General features: G+C 74.4%; 14 protein-coding genes. 7 read left to right on the top strand and 7 right to left on the bottom strand.

Going from position 1 to position 15,041, the window contains the following annotated elements:
- Window positions 1-190: 190 nt before the first annotated feature.
- The 7 genes from BUE45_RS29890 to BUE45_RS29860 all read right to left on the bottom strand — a co-directional run bounded on the left by BUE45_RS29890 (window position 191) and on the right by BUE45_RS29860 (window position 6,894).
- Window positions 191-1,375, bottom strand: a complete 1,185-nt coding sequence (locus tag BUE45_RS29890) for an MFS transporter (RefSeq protein ID WP_073384277.1) — start codon at window positions 1,373-1,375, stop codon at window positions 191-193.
- 63 nt (window positions 1,376-1,438) lie between these two features.
- Window positions 1,439-2,338, bottom strand: coding sequence for an ABC transporter substrate-binding protein (locus BUE45_RS29885; RefSeq protein WP_073384276.1), 900 nt, complete (start codon window positions 2,336-2,338; stop codon window positions 1,439-1,441).
- A gap of 74 nt (window positions 2,339-2,412) precedes the next feature.
- On the bottom strand, window positions 2,413-3,141 hold the full coding sequence (locus BUE45_RS29880) for an ABC transporter ATP-binding protein (protein WP_073384275.1): 729 nt from the start codon (window positions 3,139-3,141) through the stop codon (window positions 2,413-2,415).
- Window positions 3,138-3,986: an ABC transporter permease gene (locus BUE45_RS29875; protein ID WP_218619606.1), complete on the bottom strand. Its 849-nt coding sequence runs from the start codon at window positions 3,984-3,986 to the stop codon at window positions 3,138-3,140. Before BUE45_RS29875 ends, BUE45_RS29880 begins: the two co-directional genes overlap by 4 nt.
- Entirely contained in the window at window positions 3,983-4,984 is a 1,002-nt protein-coding gene (locus tag BUE45_RS29870; RefSeq protein ID WP_073384274.1) for an ABC transporter substrate-binding protein, read from the bottom strand. Before BUE45_RS29870 ends, BUE45_RS29875 begins: the two co-directional genes overlap by 4 nt.
- 40 nt (window positions 4,985-5,024) lie before the next feature.
- Complete coding sequence (locus tag BUE45_RS29865) at window positions 5,025-5,894, bottom strand: ABC transporter substrate-binding protein (protein WP_073384273.1); 870 nt, start codon at window positions 5,892-5,894, stop codon at window positions 5,025-5,027.
- A gap of 205 nt (window positions 5,895-6,099) precedes the next feature.
- The gene (locus BUE45_RS29860) at window positions 6,100-6,894 is read right to left on the bottom strand and encodes an IclR family transcriptional regulator (RefSeq protein ID WP_073384272.1); all 795 of its coding nucleotides are present in this window, start codon (window positions 6,892-6,894) and stop codon (window positions 6,100-6,102) included.
- A 356-nt stretch (window positions 6,895-7,250) separates the two neighbouring features.
- Here BUE45_RS29860 and BUE45_RS29855 point away from each other — a divergent pair, with 356 nt between their 5' ends.
- The 7 genes from BUE45_RS29855 to deoC all read left to right on the top strand — a co-directional run.
- A complete protein-coding gene (locus BUE45_RS29855; RefSeq protein WP_073384271.1) occupies window positions 7,251-8,246 on the top strand; it encodes a substrate-binding domain-containing protein in 996 nt (331 codons plus the stop codon).
- A 66-nt stretch (window positions 8,247-8,312) separates the two neighbouring features.
- Window positions 8,313-9,368: a galactitol-1-phosphate 5-dehydrogenase gene (locus BUE45_RS29850; protein ID WP_073384270.1), complete on the top strand. Its 1,056-nt coding sequence runs from the start codon at window positions 8,313-8,315 to the stop codon at window positions 9,366-9,368.
- Between the two features lie 2 nt (window positions 9,369-9,370).
- Entirely contained in the window at window positions 9,371-10,882 is a 1,512-nt protein-coding gene (locus BUE45_RS29845; protein WP_073384269.1) for an FGGY-family carbohydrate kinase, read from the top strand.
- Window positions 10,879-11,841, top strand: coding sequence for a sugar-binding transcriptional regulator (locus tag BUE45_RS29840; RefSeq protein ID WP_073384268.1), 963 nt, complete (start codon window positions 10,879-10,881; stop codon window positions 11,839-11,841). The genes BUE45_RS29845 and BUE45_RS29840 overlap by 4 nt, the downstream gene beginning before the upstream one ends.
- Window positions 11,841-13,343: a sugar ABC transporter ATP-binding protein gene (locus tag BUE45_RS29835; protein ID WP_073384267.1), complete on the top strand. Its 1,503-nt coding sequence runs from the start codon at window positions 11,841-11,843 to the stop codon at window positions 13,341-13,343. The genes BUE45_RS29840 and BUE45_RS29835 overlap by 1 nt, the downstream gene beginning before the upstream one ends.
- Complete coding sequence (locus BUE45_RS29830) at window positions 13,340-14,335, top strand: ABC transporter permease (RefSeq protein ID WP_073384266.1); 996 nt, start codon at window positions 13,340-13,342, stop codon at window positions 14,333-14,335. Before BUE45_RS29835 ends, BUE45_RS29830 begins: the two co-directional genes overlap by 4 nt.
- A partial coding sequence (gene deoC, locus BUE45_RS29825; protein ID WP_073384286.1) for a deoxyribose-phosphate aldolase occupies window positions 14,328-15,041 on the top strand: 714 nt, incomplete at its 3' end. The genes BUE45_RS29830 and deoC, both read left to right, overlap by 8 nt.

Here is a 15,041-nt window from a genome sequence, read left to right as displayed (position 1 = left end):
GCAGGGATTCGCACTCCGGATTCACGGTCCGCGTGGCTGTGTGCGACCTTTTCGGCTGGAGGGGGCGATCGGGGACGCACCCGGCCCGCCCCCGCGGGGGCGAGCCGGCGCGGCCGGGCGCCGCGGCCGGTCGGACGGACCCGGCCGCGGCGTCCGGCGGGCGCTCAAAGGGCGTCCCCGCCTCCCCGCCTCAGCCGGCGGCGCGGGGCCCGCCGGGGGCGGGCTCCGGGCGGCCCGGGCCGTCCGGCCGGGGGCCCGACCGGCGCAGCACCGCCCCCAGCAGGACCAGGGCGAGCAGCGGGGCGGCGGCCGTGGCGGCGAACCCCCACCCGGCGGACAGGCCGTAGAGGGGCACCCACACCACGGGGGCCAGGGCTCCGCCGAAGAACTGGAAGGACAGGGCCAGCGAGGACGCCCCGGCCCGGTTGCCCGGGGCGCTGGTGGCGGCCACCGTGTTGACGGTGGCGCGCAGGGCGGTCACCGCCGCGCCGACCCCGACGATGCCCGCGGTCATGGCCGCGACCGTGGGCCCCAGGGCCGCCGTGACCAGGCCGACGGCCAGAACGGCGTTGGCCAGCACCCCCAGGGCCAGCGGCCCCAAGCGGTCCAGCAGCCGACCGGCGGTGTCGGCCAGCAGCAGCCCGGCGATCCCGAAGGCGGCGGCCACCAGGCCCCGGGCGACCGGCCCCAGGCCGAAGGCGTCCTCGGCGCGCAGGGCCGACAGCACCGTGAGGCCGACCGCCGCCAGGTAGCAGAGGAAGGCCAGCGCGCAGGCCAGGGCCAGGGGCGCGTTGAGCAGGGAGCTCCAGGTCGCCCGGCCGGCGGCGCGGCGCTCGGTGGCCGCGGGGTCGGCGGGCAGCGCGGCCAGGAACAGGGCGCACAGCGCCGGGGCGGCGAACGCCAGCCGCCAGTCGACCGCGCCGGACACCCCGCTGATCAGCGGGCTGAACGCCTGGCCCGCCGCCTGCCAGGCGGCGAACCACCCCAGCGAGCGGCCCAGCCGCTCCCGGGGCACGGAGTCGGTGATCGCGGCCACCAGCAGCGGCGTCGTGAAGGCGTTGGTCGCCCCCTGGAGGGCGCGGGCCGCCAGGAACCACTCCAGGGTGGGGGCCAGCGCGCACAGCGCGCAGGTCACCACGAACGCCAGCAGGGAGACCCGCATGGTGCGGCCCCTGCCCCACCGCTCGGCCAGCGTGCCGGAGACCAGCATCAGCGCGGCGAACGGGATCATGTAGGCCGTCACGGCCGCGGTGGCCGCCTCCGGCCCGGTGCCGAGGCCGTCGGCGACCTCCTGGACGATCGGGGTGACCATGGTGCTGCCGTAGGGGCCCAGGGCGCCGCCGACGTACAGGGGCCAGACTCGGGTGCTGCGCACGGCGGCGCCCTTTCAGCGCGAGGGCGCCCCGCCCGCGCGGGGCGCCCGTGGACGGGGCGGGGGTCAGACCTCGGCGTCGAAGTTGGTCACCAGGTCCTCGAAGGCGGCGTCGTCCTTGATCAGGCCCCAGCCGACCATCCAGTCGTAGGTGCGCTGGAACTGGTCCTGCGGGTAGGGCGCGGGCTCGACGAAGCGCAGCCGACCGAGCGGGAAGTCCTCCGGGGTGAGCTCCTGGATCTGCGCCGGGACCTCGCCGATGAGGTGGTGCAGGTACGGGCGCGGGTCCTCGTTGAGCTTGTGGACGGCGCGGACGACGGCGCGGTTGACCGCCGCGTAGGTCTCGGGGTCCACCTCGGGGCCGGCGATCTCCGAGCCGACGTAGAACGCCTCCGAGAGCAGTTTGAACCCCTGCTTCTCCGCGACGGTGATCCAGGGCTCCATGAGCGCGGCCGCCTCGACCCGGCCGTCGCGCAGCGCCTCGAAGCGCTGCTGCGGCCCGCCGACGTGGACCACCTTGATCTCCTCGCGGGGCAGGAAGCCCTCCAGGCTCTGGAGCGCGAGGTAGTGCGACCCGTGGTGGTAGTTGACCGCCACGCCGGCCCCGGCCAGGTCGGAGGGGTGGACGTGCGGGGAGTCGGGGCGGACCAGGATGGCCTGGCTGCCCACGGCGGCGCGCTTGCTCACGACCCGGCCGCCGACCGCGGTGTCGTCGGCGCGGCGGATCTGGCCCCACTCGCAGGCGCGGTACAGGTCGGCCTCGCCGCTCTCGAAGTTGGACTTGGTGGTGCCGAAGGAGCTGACCAGCTCGTGGTCGTCGAGGTAGGACAGCCCGGCGTCGGCGTAGCCCTTGGGGACGAAGGAGACCTTCACCCCCTCCTCCTCGTAGTAGCCCTCGTCCTTCGCCACCAGCTGGGGCAGGGAGAAGACCAGGGAGAGCAGTTCCATGGTGATCTGCTTGGTCATGGTGCGGTTCCTCGGTGTGATCGGTGTCGGGACGGGACGGTGCCGTGCCGGGCGGGGCCGGTGCGCGGTACCGGTCAGAGGAGGTCGGCGACGATGCGCCGGTGCAGGTCGAAGAGCGCGGGGTCCTCGGGCGAGCGGGGCCGGGGGACGTCCACCCGGTACTCGCGCACCACGGTCGCGGGGCGCCCGGCGAGCAGGACCACGCGGTCGGCGAGCAGGACGGCCTCCGCGGGGCTGTGGGTGACCAGCAGGCCCACACGGGGGGTGCGCACCCACAGGTCCTGGAGCAGCAGGCGGAGCCTGCGGCCGGTCAGCTCGTCCAGGGCGCTGAAGGGCTCGTCGAGCAGGACGACCGCGGGGTCCACGGAGAAGGCCCGTGCGACGGCGACCCGCTGGCGCTGGCCGCCGGAGAGGACGGAGGGGTAGGTGTCGGCGTACTCGGCCAGGCCCACGTCGGCCAGCGCGGCGTCGGCCAGGCCCTCGTCCATGCCCGCGGACCGCAGCGCGATCTCGACGTTGGCGCGCACCGGGAGCCAGTCCAGGAGCCGGGGCTGCTGGAAGACCACGCCCAGGCGCTCGGGGGAGGCGCCCCCGCCCACGCTGACGCGTCCGCCGTCGGGGCTCTCCAGGCCGGCGACCATGTGCAGCAGGGTGGTCTTGCCGGTGCCGGACGCGCCCACCACCGCCACCAGCTCCCCGGGCCCCACCGACAGGTCGAGCCCGTCGAACACCTTCTGCACGCTCCGGTCGCGCGGGCCGGTGTAGGCCTTGCGCACGCCGCTCAGTTCCACCGTGGTGCTCATACCGCCGCCACCTTCCGCCAGCGCGCCGCCCGGTTCTCCAACCCCTGGAGGACGCCGTATTCGAGAGCCGCCATGACCAGTGCGAACAGCGCGGTCCACGCCAGGACCCCGGCCACGTTCTGGGCGGCGAACTCGCGGTTGATACTGGAGCCGACCCCGCTGGACATCCCGAAGATCTCCACCAGGACGATGACCTTCCACGCCAGGGACAGCCCGAGCCGGGCCCCGCCGAACAGGGCCGGGGCGAGGGAGGGCAGCCACAGGTACCGCAGCCGGTCGGCGGCGGAGAACCGGTAGACGTGGGCCATTTCCAGCAGCTGGGGGTCGGTGGTCCTCGTCCCCTGGTGGATGCTCAGGGTCAGGGCCGGCGCCGAGGACAGGGCGACCGCCATCACCGGGTTGATGAGGTCGACGCCGAACCAGATGACGCACAGCAGCGCCCAGACCAGCCCCGGCACGGTCAGCCCGATGAGGACGGCCGGCTCGAAGAACCTCCGGGCCAGGGGCGAGCGCCCCATCGCGATGCCCACGGCCAGGGCAGCGGCGAAGGCCAGGGCGAAGCCCAGGGCCACCCGCTGGAAGGTCACGCCCAGGTCGGCGTAGAAGCCGGGGTCGGCGACCAGGCGGGCGATCTCGGCGGCGATGTCGTCCGCGCCGGGGACCAGGAGGCTGTCCAGGGCCAGGGACATCAGGTGCCAGCCCGACACCAGCAGCAGGAGGAACGCCGCGGCGGCCAGGGGCCCCTGGCGCCGGCGCAGCGCCGCGCGCAGGCCCGCGGGCGCGGGCGGCGGGGCGTCGTCGGGCTCGCGGGGCCGGACGGGTCCGGGGCCGGTGCGCAGGCTCATCGGCCGGCCCCCAGGTCGGTGAAGACCTCCTGCTCGGGGAGCGCGTCGATGATGCCGAGTTCGACGGCCTTGTCCAGCTGGGCCTGGAAGCTGTCGAAGGCGGTGTCGCCCCACTCCAGCGGGTAGACGTCCACCAGGCGCTCGGGCAGCAGGGCGATCGCGTCGGTCTCGTCGGCGCCGATCCCGTAGTACTCGTGGAACTCCGCCAGGAGCCCGGGGTCGTCGTGGATGCGGCCGTGCACCTCGCGCCGGAGCCGGTCCAGGGCCGCGGCGGTCCCGGCGTTGGCGTCGACCCAGGAGCGCAGCGCGCCCTGGGCGTTGAGGACGAGGGGCTCGGAGGAGCCGCTGCCCTCGCGCCAGAGGTCGTCGACGGTGGCGATCTGCCGGGCGCCGCGTGCGACGAGGCGGGTGGCGTTGGGCTCGATCGTGATGAGGGCCTCCACGTCGCCGCGCTCGAACAGGGCCAGGCCGTTGAGGACCGCCCCCTGGTGGACGTCGTACTCGGCCTCGAAGTCGATGCCGTTGACGGCGCTGGCCAGCTGGGTGGAGCGGTAGGCGTCGCTGTTGTTGGGCGGGGTGGCCACGGCCTTGCCGCGCAGGTCGGCGGGGGTGCGGTAGGGGCTGCCGTCGGCGACGAGCCAGCGGACGTGGTTGTTGAGCCCGGGGCTGAAGAGCAGGACCTCGGCCCCGGCCGAGGCGGAGACGGCCGCGCCGATGGGGCCGAAGCTCGACACGTCCAGGGCACCGGACAGGAGCTTGTTCTGGACGTCGCCCGGACCGGTGCCCGCGATGTACTCCAGGTCCAGGCCCTGGGCCAGGCCGAAGCGCTCGGCGACGGGGCGCAGGACGGCGCTGGCCGTGCCCTCCTCGCTGTCCTGGACCTTGGCCGCCTCCGGGGACCCTCCTGCGCCGCAGGCTCCGAGCAGGGGGGCGGCTCCCAGGGCGGTGGCCGCGACGAGGCCGGTGCGCAGGAGCGACCGACGGTTCAGGGTGGGCATGGTGTCTCCAACGGGCGGGTGTGGGGGCCGGGGCCGGGGGTCAGGGAGAGCCGAGGAGCGAGCCGTGGTCGCTGCGGCCCTCGGTCAGGCCCCAGGAGCGCATCCAGGCGTAGCTCTCCTGGAAGCGCTTGGGGTCGAAGGGGCGGGCTCGGGTGTAGCGCACGTGGGCGGTGCCCAGGTCGGCCGGGTCCAGCAGGCCGCCGAGCTCGGCCGTGATGTGGCGGGCCGACTCGTGCCAGGGGCGGGCGCGGATGACGTCGACGGCGGCGTCGACCGCCCGGATGTAGGCGTCGCGCCGCTCCTGGGGCAGGTGGGGCGCCACCACCTGGGACCCGCGGTAGAAGTACGAGCCCAGCAGGTGGGCCCCCTCCTTCAGGGCCGCGGTGAGGAAGGGCTCCATGAGCATCGCGGCGCGCACTCCCCCGTCCCGCAGCCGTTCCAGGCGCAGGTGGGGCGAGCCCACGTGGCGGACGGAGATCTCCTGCCGGGGCAGGGTGTTGCCCAGCAGGTGGAGCGCCGTGTAGTGGGAGCCGGTGAACTCGTTGACGGCGACCTCGACGCCGCCGAGGTCGTGCGGCTCGTTGAGGCCGGGGTCGAAGCTCACCAGCCCCTGGGCGACCACGGCCGGGCGCAGGTAGTCGATCCGGCCCTTGCGCCGCCCGCGTTCGAGGCGGTCGATCCCGCCCCACTCGCAGAGGTTGTAGACGTCGGCGCCCTCGGTCTCGTAGAGCGCCTCCTTGCGGCGCGCGATCGGGTCGCGCTCGGCGGGGTCGAAGGCGGAACCGCCCGCGTCGGCGAACCCGGCGTCGATCCCCTCGCGCTCGAACAGCCCCTGCTCCAGGGCCACGATCTCGGGCAGGTCGAAGACGGGGTGGTTGGGCGAGATCAGCAGCGTGTCGCGGTTCCCCATGGCTTCTCCCCGCCTCCGGAATATTCTCTACCTAACTGGTCGAAATAGACGGTATAGCTGCGGGTTCGGGCATGTCAATGGCCGGTTTCAACTAGCGAAACAGGCTTCCATTTAATGAAAACCGCAGATCAGATGGCCTCCGGGCACAAAAAAGCCCCGCACCCCCGGGCGCGGGGCCCGCCGGGCGGCGGGGGTGACGTGCGTCTCACGCCCTGCTGAGGGCGAGGGAGATCGGGAGGTCCTGGAGGTGCAGCGCGGCGCGCTTGAGGGCCGCCGCGGCGGCTTCGAGCCGCTCGCCCTCCAGCCGGGCCGCGGGCCCCTGGACCTCCACCGCGGTCCAGACCCTGCCGTCGGTGAGCACCGGGACCGCCACCGCCCGCAGGCCGGGCGCCTCCGGGTCGTCGAACACGGCGTGCCCGCGGAACTGGGTGGTCAGCAGCTCGTCCCGCAGCCGGTCGGCCGCGCCCGCCGGGGCGGTCCCCCCGTCCTCCCACCGGCGCGCCGCCTCCTGCGGGGGCGCCTCCGCGAACGCCAGCACCGCCAGCCCCATCGCCGAGTGCCACACCGGGCGGCGCATCCCCGGCTGGCCGTCGTAGCGGAAGGGGGCGAGCGAGGGCATGCTCAGCAGGACCACCACCTCGTCCGCGCGGCGCACGCCCAGGCTGGCGGTCTCCCCCGTGGCGTCGACCAGGCCGCGCAGGGCGTCGGCCGCCTCCGGAAGCCCGGCCGAGGACAGGGAGCGCCGGGCCAGGCGCATCAGGAGCGGGCCGGGCAGGAAGCGCTCGCTCACCGGGTCGCGGCACAGCAGCCCCTCGGAGCACAGGGTGCGCAGCAGGCGGTGGACGGTGCTGATGTTCAGGTCGGTCACCGCGGCCAGCTCGGTGAGGCTGCGCCCGCCGGGCTCGTCGACGACGGCGTTCAGCAGCAGGCCCGCCCGGGCGACCGAGCGCACCTCGCCCGCGCGCGCGGCGGCGGCCCCGCCCTCCGTCTCCGCCTTCATGGATCGCGCCCCTCCGTGTCCCCGGCACCGCACCGCGTGGAGGACCAGGGTATGCCGGACCGACGGGAACCCCGACGGGACGGGCGACGCGGCGCCCCCGCCCGGGCCGGAGCCCCCGCCGCGCCGTGCCCCGGACGGGCCGCGGCGCGGGCGCGCGCCCCCGCCGCGGCCCGTCCGGGGCACGGAGCCCGGCACCCCGTCCGGCCCCCCGCTCGGACCCTCCGGTCACGGAATGCTCCCGTCCCGTCGCAGGTCAAGGCGGTGCATGCTCATGTGAGCAAATATCGCCCCATGTGTTGCGCGTTTGTGAAATCCAGATCTACGGTGCGTAACACGCATCACATCTGGAGGCCAACATGCGTCGTTCACGCATCCTGGGCGTCACGGCGGCGGCGATCACGACGGTCGCCACCCTCTCCGCCTGCTCCCTGTCCACGACCCCCGGTGGGGCTTCCGGCGGCGGGTCCGGCTCCGACGGCCCCGTCGTCATCGGTTTCAGCCAGGCCACCCAGCAGTCCCCCTTCTACGTCCAGCTGCGCGAGGGCGCCGAGCAGGCCGCCGCGGACGCCGGCGCCGAGCTGTACTTCGCCGACGCCGACGGCGACGTCACCAAGCAGAACGACGACGTGCAGGACCTGATCACCCGCCAGGTCGACATCCTGCTCGTCAACCCCGTCGACCCCGAGGGCGTCAAGGCCGCCATCGCCTCCGCCGAGTCCGCCGGGATCCCGGTCGTCACCGTCGACCGGTCGGTGCCCGAGGGCGCCGACGCCCACGTCGGCCGCGACAACGAGGCCATGGGCGCCCTGGTCGGCGCCCGCCTGGCCGAGGAGCTGGGCGAGGACGGCGGCACCGTCATCGAGATCAAGGGCGACGCGGGCGGCGACGTGGCGCGCGACCGCAGCGCCGGGTTCCACGGCGCCGTCGAGGAGAACGACGCCGTCGAGATCGTCGAGGGCCCCTACAGCGACTACATCCGCTCCAACGCGGTCACCGCCATGCAGGACCTCATCCAGACCAACCCCGACGTCAGCGCCGTCTACGCGCACAACGACGACATGGCCCTGGGCGCCCTCCAGGTCCTGCGGGAGAACGGCCGCGACGACGTCCTCGTCACCGGCGTCGACGGCCTGATGGAGGCCGTGGAGGAGATCGCCGACGGCGGCCCGTACCTGGCCACCGCCCTCAACGACCCCATCGAGCTGGGCCGCGTGGCGGTCGACGTGTCCCTGGGCGTGCTGGACGGCGACGTCCCCGACGGGCCGGTGGACGCCGGGACCACCCTCGTGGACCCCTCCAACGCGGGCGACCTCGTCGGCGACACCACCTTCGCGCTCGACGCCGGCCGGTAGCACGCACCACAGCGACCGCGGCCCCGGGAACCCCCGGGGCCGCCACCGAGAGGAAGAACCACCGCCATGCCAGAGACCATGCAGGCCGCCGTCCTCCACGGTCCCGGGGACATCAGGGTCGAGCAGGTCCCCGTCCCCGTCCCGGGCCCGAACGAGGCGCTGGTCCGCGTCGCCGCCTGCGGCGTCTGCGGCTCCGACATCCCCCGCATGCTCCGCCCCGGCGGCGCCTACCACCTGCCCCTCGTCTGCGGCCACGAGTTCGCCGGGCACGTCGTCGCCCTGGGCGGGGAGCTCGCCGCGGCGGGCACGGTCGCCGAGGGCGACCTGGTCACCGTGCCGCCGCTGCTCCCCTGCCGGGCCTGCGGGCCCTGCACCCAGGGCAACTTCAGCCTCTGCGAGGACTACGACTACTTCGGCAGCCGCCGCGCCGGGGCCTACGCCCAGTACGTGACGGTCCCCGCCGGGAACCTGCTGGTCGTCCCCGCCGACCTGGACCCGCGGGCCGCCGCGATGCTCGACCCGGCCGCCATCGCCCTGCACGCCGTGTGGCGGACCAAGCTGCGCGCGGGCCACCGCGTCGCCGTCATCGGGGCCGGCCCCATCGGGCTGTTCGCCGTCCAGTGGGCGGCGCTCTCGGGGGCCTCGGAGATCCTGTCCGTCGACGTCAGCGACGAGAAGGCGGCCATGGCCCGCCGGGCCGGGGCCACGCACACGGCGACCTCCCCCGAGGCCGCCCGCGACCTGGCCGGGGACGGCTACGACGTCGTCATCGAGTCGGCGGGCGTGCCCGCCACCGTCGACCAGGCCGTCTCGCTGGTCGCCCGCCTCGGGCACGCGGTGTTCATCGGCATCCCGCACGAGCCCGTCGTGCTGCCCAAGACCACCTTCAGCTCCTTCCTGCGCCGCGAGGCCACCCTGCACGGGGCGTGGAACTCGTTCTCCGCCCCCTTCCCCGGCGACGAGTGGCGCCACGCCGCCCGCGCCATGGCCGAGGGGCGCCTGGAGTGGGAGTTCATGATCACCCACGAGCTGGGCCTGGACGAGCTGCCTGAGACGATGCACCGGCTCGGAGACCGGTCGGTCTTCAGCTCCAAGGTGCTCTTCCTGCCGAACGGGGACTGATCATGACGGCACTGCTGGCCATCGACCTGGGGACCGAGAGCGCGCGGGTCGCCGTCTACGCGGACGACGGCACCGCCCTCGGGCACGGCGAGAGCGGCTACCCCACGTCCTACCCCCGGCCGGGGTGGGCCGAGCAGGACCCGCGCGACTGGTGGCGGGCCGTGGTGGACGCGGTCGGTCGGGCGATGGAGGAGGCCGGCCGCCCCGAGGTGGCGGGCGTCGCCGTCGCCACCACCGCCTCCACGGTCGCCGTCCTCGACGACCGGGGCGCGCCGCTGCGCCCCGCCCTGCTGTGGATGGACAACCGCGCCAGCGAGGAGTCGGCGCGCACCGCGGAGGTCGACCACCCGGTGCTGCGCTACTCCGGCGGCTCCGACGCGGTCGAGTGGCTCGTCCCCAAGGCGATGTGGCTGGCCGCCAACGAACCGGAGGCCTACCACCGCGCGGAGCGGATCGTCGAGGCGGTCGACTACCTCGTGTGGCGGCTCACCGGGAGGTGGGCGGGCTCGCAGATGAACGCCGTCTGCAAGTGGAACCACGACCCCCTGGGCGCGGGCTTCCCCGTCGACCTCTACGCCCGGTTCGGGGTCCCCGAGCTGCGGGGCAAACTGCCCGACACGGTCGTGCCCGTCGGCGACCCGGTCGGCGAGATGACCGCGGCCGCCCGCGCCGAACTCGGGGTGCGGGGCCCCGCCCTGGTCTGCTCCGGCGGCATCGACGCGCACCTGTCGCTGCTGGCGGTGGGCGGCGCCCGCGACGGGCGGGTGTCCGTGGTGTCGGGCACCTCCACCGCCTTCATCACGGAGGTGGACGAGCCGGTCTTCCCGCCCACCGTCTGGGGCCCCTACCCGGACGCCCTCAACCTCGGCTCCTGGCTCATCGAGGGAGGCCAGGTCGCCTCGGGGTCCGTGCTGACCTGGACCGGGGAGCACCTGCTCGGCCTGCGCCGCGCCGACCTGCCGGCCCTGTTCGAGGAGGCCGCCGCCCTGCCGCCCGCCGACCACGGGCTCCTGGTCCTGGACTACTTCATGGGCAACCGCACCCCGCTGCGCGACCCCCGGCTGCGCGGCGCCGTCCTGGGGCTGACCCTGGGCACCACGCCCGCGCAGGTCTACCGGGCGGCCGTGGAGGGGGTGGCCTACGGGACCCGCCGGGTCCTGGAGTCCTTCATCGAGGGCGGGGTGCCCGTGGAGGAGGTCTTCATCTCCGGCGGCGTCCGCCACAACCCGCTGTGGCTCCAGACCACCTCGGACGTCCTGGGTCGGCCGCTGCACCTGGTCACCGGGGACAACCTCACCCTGCGGGCCTGCTCCGTCATCGCGGCGGTGGGCACCGGCGCGGCGGGGAGCCTGCGCGAGGCCGCGGGCGCCTTCGCCCCCCGCTACCGGGTGGTCGAGCCCGACACCGCGCACGCCGACGCGCTGGAGCGCGGGTACGGCGACTACCTCGCCGCCTCCGACGGGACGCGCGCCATCTCCCACCGGCTCAGCGACCCCGCCAGGAGGAGGCCGTGAGCGAACCGACCGACGAGAACCTGCTCTACCAGGTGGCCTCGCTCTACTACGAGCAGGACCAGACCCAGGAGCAGATCGGCACACGGCTCCACTTCACCCGCTGGAAGGTCGGACGCATGCTCGTCGAGGCCCGCGAGGCCGGGATCGTGCGCATCGAGGTCGTCCACCCCGGATCGCGCGTCCACACCGTGGAGAACGCGCTGCGCGAGCGCTTCGGCCTGCGCGACGCCGTGGTGGTGTCCTCCCGGCAGACCCAGGACGAGGAGGAGCTGCGGTCCCGGGTCGCCCGCGCCGCCGCCGAGCACCTGGCGGCGCTGCGACCCGCCCCGGTCCTGCTCGGCGTCTCCTGGGGGCGCACCCTGGACCTGGTCGCGCGCAACATGCCCGCCGGGTGGGCGCGCGGCGTCGACGTCATCCAGATCAACGGCGGCCTGAGCCGGTCCCACCGGCCCACGTCCGCGCAGGACATGGCCAGCCGCATCGCCCACCAGGGCTCGGGCACGGTCACCCTGCTTCCGGTCCCGGCGATCGTCGAGCACGAGGACACCCGCCGGGTCCTGGAGCGCGACCGCGCGGTCGCGGACATCCTCGACCACGCGCGGGGGGCGGACGTCATGCTGTTCAGCCCCGGCGGCCTGGGGACCGACTCCGTCCTGGTGGAGTCCGGGCACATCGACCCGGCCGACGTCGAACGCCTCGCCTCCCTGGGCGCGGTGGGCGACGTGGTGGGCCGCTTCCTCGACCGGAGCGGGGCCGTGGTCGACCCCGGGCTGGACGCCCGGACCCTGGGCGTCTCCTTCGACGCCCTGCGGTCGGCGCCCGTCTCCGTCGCGGTCGTCTCCGGGGCCGCCAAGCACCCGGTGTGCGCGGCGGTCGTCGAGGGGCGGCTGTGCAACACCCTCGTCACCGACGACCGGACCGCCCGGTGGCTGCTCGACCGCGAGACCGGGGAGGTGTGATGTCCTTCGACGCCGGAACCGAGCGCCTGACGATGCGCGGCATCGTCAAGCGGTTCCCCGGCACCGTCGCCAACGACGGGGCCGAACTGTCCGTGCGCGCCGGGGAGGTGCACTGCCTGCTCGGCGAGAACGGGGCGGGCAAGAGCACCCTCGTCAAGATCCTCGCCGGGTCCCAGCGGCCCGACGAGGGGGAGATCCTCCTGGACGGGGTGCCGCTCTCCCTCAGCGGGCCGCAGGCCGGGCTCGCCGCGGGGATCGCCGTCATCTACCAGGAGCTGGACCTGGTGCCCGACCTGACGGTGGCGCAGAACCTGCTGCTGGGCCACGCCCCGGCCCTGGGGCCCTTCGTCCGGCGCGCGGAGCGGGAGCGCCGGGCGCGGGCGGCCCTGGACCGCGTGGGGGCGGACTTCCCGGTCACCGCCACCGTGCGCGACCTGCCCATCGCCGCACAGCAGCTCACCGCCATCGCCCGCGCCCTGACCTTCGACGCCGCCGTCATCGTCATGGACGAGCCGTCGGCGACCCTGGGCGAGAACGACCTGCGCAAGGTTTTCGACGTGGTCCGCTCCCTGGCGGCCGAGGGCCGTTCCATCATCTACATCTCGCACCGCATGGACGAGATCATGGAGATCGGGGACCGCGCCACCGTCCTGCGGGACGGGCGCACCGTGGGGGTGTTCGACGTGGCCTCGACCGGGCCGGACGCCCTGGTCTCCGCCATGATCGGCGAGGCCCGCGAACTGGTCGCGTCCGAGCCGCGTCCGCCGGTCACGGGCGAGCCCCTGCTGCGCGTGGACCGCGTCCGCGTCCCCGGCCTGCTGGACGTCTCGGGCATCGAGGTGCGCCCGGGCGAGGTCGTGGGGCTGGCGGGGCTGGGCGGCGCAGGCCGCACCACCCTGCTCAAAGCGCTCTTCGGCGACGTCCGGGCGACCGCGGACGTGAGCCTGGACGGTCGGCCGCTGCGGGTCCGCAGCCCCGCCGCGGCGGTCCGCGCCGGACTGGCCCTGGTGCCGGAGAGCCGCAAGGAGCAGGGGCTCATGCTCGGGTTGTCCGTGGTGCGCAACGCCGCGGTCACCGCCCTGGGCCGCCCGCCCTGGCTCCTCCCGCACCGCCGCGGGTCCCGCCGCGCCGCACCGGTCCTGGCCGACCTGGGCGTGCGCGCCTCCTCACCCCACCAGCCCGTCGGCAAGCTGTCCGGCGGCAACCAGCAGAAGGTGGTCCTGGCCAAGTGGATCGCCCGGGGCGGCGTCCGGGTCCTGCTCCTGGACGAGCCCACCCGCGGCCTGGACGTCGGCGCCAAGGCCGACCTGTACCGCCAGGTCCGCGCCCTGGCCGACACGGGGGTCGCCGTCCTGCTCGCCAGCAGCGAACTCAACGAACTCACCGCGAACGCGGACGGGATCTGGGTGCTGTACGAGGGCCGCAACGTCGGCCGCTTCGACCCCCGCACCACCTCCGAGACCACCATCGCGCACACCGTCATCACAGGAGCGATGCCATGAGCACCCTCACCGAGGAACCCCGGGCGTCCGCCCCCGCGGCGCGGGGGCGCCGCGGCTCCGACATGTTCGTCAAGTTCAACCTGGTCATCGTGTTCTTCGCGCTGTGCGCGGTCGCGACCCTGCTCGCCCCCGAGTTCCTCACCACGCGCAACCTCGCGAACCTGCTCCAGCAGTCGTCGCTCACCGGCATCGTCGCGATCGGGATGACCCTGGTCATCCTCACCTCGGGCATCGACCTGTCGGTGGGCAGCACCGCCGCCTTCGGCGGGATGACGGTCGCCCTGCTCATCGACCAGGACATGAACTTCCTGGCGGCGATCGCGATCAGCCTCGCGGTCGGGGCGCTCTTCGGCGCGCTCATGGGCGGTCTCTCCGCGTACCTGGCGCTGCCCGCGTTCATGACGACGCTGGCGGGGCTCACCGCGATCCGCGGCCTCACGTACATGCTGACCGACGGCCAGCCGGCGGGCGGCGACGTCCCGCAGGCGTTCCAGCTGCTGGGCGGCGGCTTCCTGGGCTACGTCCCCGTGGTCGGCCTGATCTTCATCGCGATCACGGTCATCGCCGCCCTGGTGCTGCGGTGCACCACCTTCGGCGAGTACGTGTACGCCGTGGGCAGCAACCGCGAGGCCGCCCGCCTGTCGGGTCTGCCCGTGCGCGGCGTGGTGACCGCGGTCTTCGCGATCTCCGGCGCCCTGTCCGCGCTGGCCGGGGTGCTGCTCACCTCGCGCCTGACGATCGGCCAGCCCACCGCGTTCAACGGCCTGGAGCTGGACGCGATCGCCGCCGTCGTCCTGGGCGGCACCAACCTCTTCGGCGGCCGGGGCGGGGTGTTCGGCACGTTCGTGGCCGTCCTGCTCCTGTCGGTCCTGCGCAACCTGTGCAACCTGCTGGGGCTGGGGTCGTTCTTCCAGATGGTCGTGACCGGCGTCATCCTCGTCGTCGCGCTCATCCTCAACATGGTCATCGAGAAGAGAGGGTCCCGTGTCTGATACGGCCACGGCGCCACCGGCGCCGTCGAACTCCTCACTGCGGGCGTTCCTTCGGGGGCTTCCGGGTGTGGACGAGGTCGGCGCCCGAGCCCGCGCCCAGGACCTGTCCACCCGGTCCGTGAAGACCACCGCGAAAGCCCACGCGATCGATCTGGCCATCTCCATGGTCGATCTGACCACCCTGGAGGGCGCCGACACGGTCGGCAAGGTGCGGGCGCTGTGCGCCAAGGCCGCCCTGCCCGACCCCGCCGACCGGACCGTGCCCCGGGTCGGGGCGGTGTGCGTCTACCCCGACATGGTCGCCACCGCCGTGGCGGCCCTGGACGGGACCGGGATCGGGGTGGCGTCGGTGGCCACCGCGTTCCCGGCCGGGCGCGCCCCGCTGGAGGTCAAGCTCGCCGATACCGCCCGGGCGGTGGCCGACGGCGCGAGCGAGATCGACATGGTCATCGACCGGGGCGCGTTCCTGGCCGGTGACTACCTGAAGGTGTTCGAGGAGGTCGTGGCGGTCAAGCAGGCCTGCGGCGGCGCGCACCTGAAGGTGATCTTGGAGACGGGGGAGCTGGCCACGCTGGACAACGTGCGCCGGGCCTCGCACCTGGCGATGCTGGCGGGCGCGGACTTCGTCAAGACCTCGACGGGCAAGGTCTCCCCGGCGGCCACGGCGCCGGTGGTGCTGGTGATGCTGGAGGCGGTTCGCGACCAC

The sequence above is a fragment of the Nocardiopsis flavescens genome, from assembly GCF_900141985.1.
Taxonomy (GTDB): Bacteria; Actinomycetota; Actinomycetes; order Streptosporangiales; family Streptosporangiaceae; genus Nocardiopsis; species Nocardiopsis flavescens.
Note: the sequence above shows the minus strand (reverse complement) of the source record. Positions and strands in the feature narration are given on the sequence as shown.

Coding starts and splice junctions, on each gene's coding strand:
- BUE45_RS29885 (WP_073384276.1), bottom strand. CDS start 2,338: ATGACCAAGCAGATCACCATGGAACTGCTCTCCCTGGTCTTCTCCCTG.
- BUE45_RS29880 (WP_073384275.1), bottom strand. CDS start 3,141: ATGAGCACCACGGTGGAACTGAGCGGCGTGCGCAAGGCCTACACCGGC.
- BUE45_RS29875 (WP_218619606.1), bottom strand. CDS start 3,986: ATGAGCCTGCGCACCGGCCCCGGACCCGTCCGGCCCCGCGAGCCCGAC.
- BUE45_RS29870 (WP_073384274.1), bottom strand. CDS start 4,984: ATGCCCACCCTGAACCGTCGGTCGCTCCTGCGCACCGGCCTCGTCGCG.
- BUE45_RS29865 (WP_073384273.1), bottom strand. CDS start 5,894: ATGGGGAACCGCGACACGCTGCTGATCTCGCCCAACCACCCCGTCTTC.
- BUE45_RS29860 (WP_073384272.1), bottom strand. CDS start 6,894: ATGAAGGCGGAGACGGAGGGCGGGGCCGCCGCCGCGCGCGCGGGCGAG.
- BUE45_RS29855 (WP_073384271.1), top strand. CDS start 7,251: ATGCGTCGTTCACGCATCCTGGGCGTCACGGCGGCGGCGATCACGACG.
- BUE45_RS29850 (WP_073384270.1), top strand. CDS start 8,313: ATGCCAGAGACCATGCAGGCCGCCGTCCTCCACGGTCCCGGGGACATC.
- BUE45_RS29845 (WP_073384269.1), top strand. CDS start 9,371: ATGACGGCACTGCTGGCCATCGACCTGGGGACCGAGAGCGCGCGGGTC.
- BUE45_RS29835 (WP_073384267.1), top strand. CDS start 11,841: ATGTCCTTCGACGCCGGAACCGAGCGCCTGACGATGCGCGGCATCGTC.
- BUE45_RS29830 (WP_073384266.1), top strand. CDS start 13,340: ATGAGCACCCTCACCGAGGAACCCCGGGCGTCCGCCCCCGCGGCGCGG.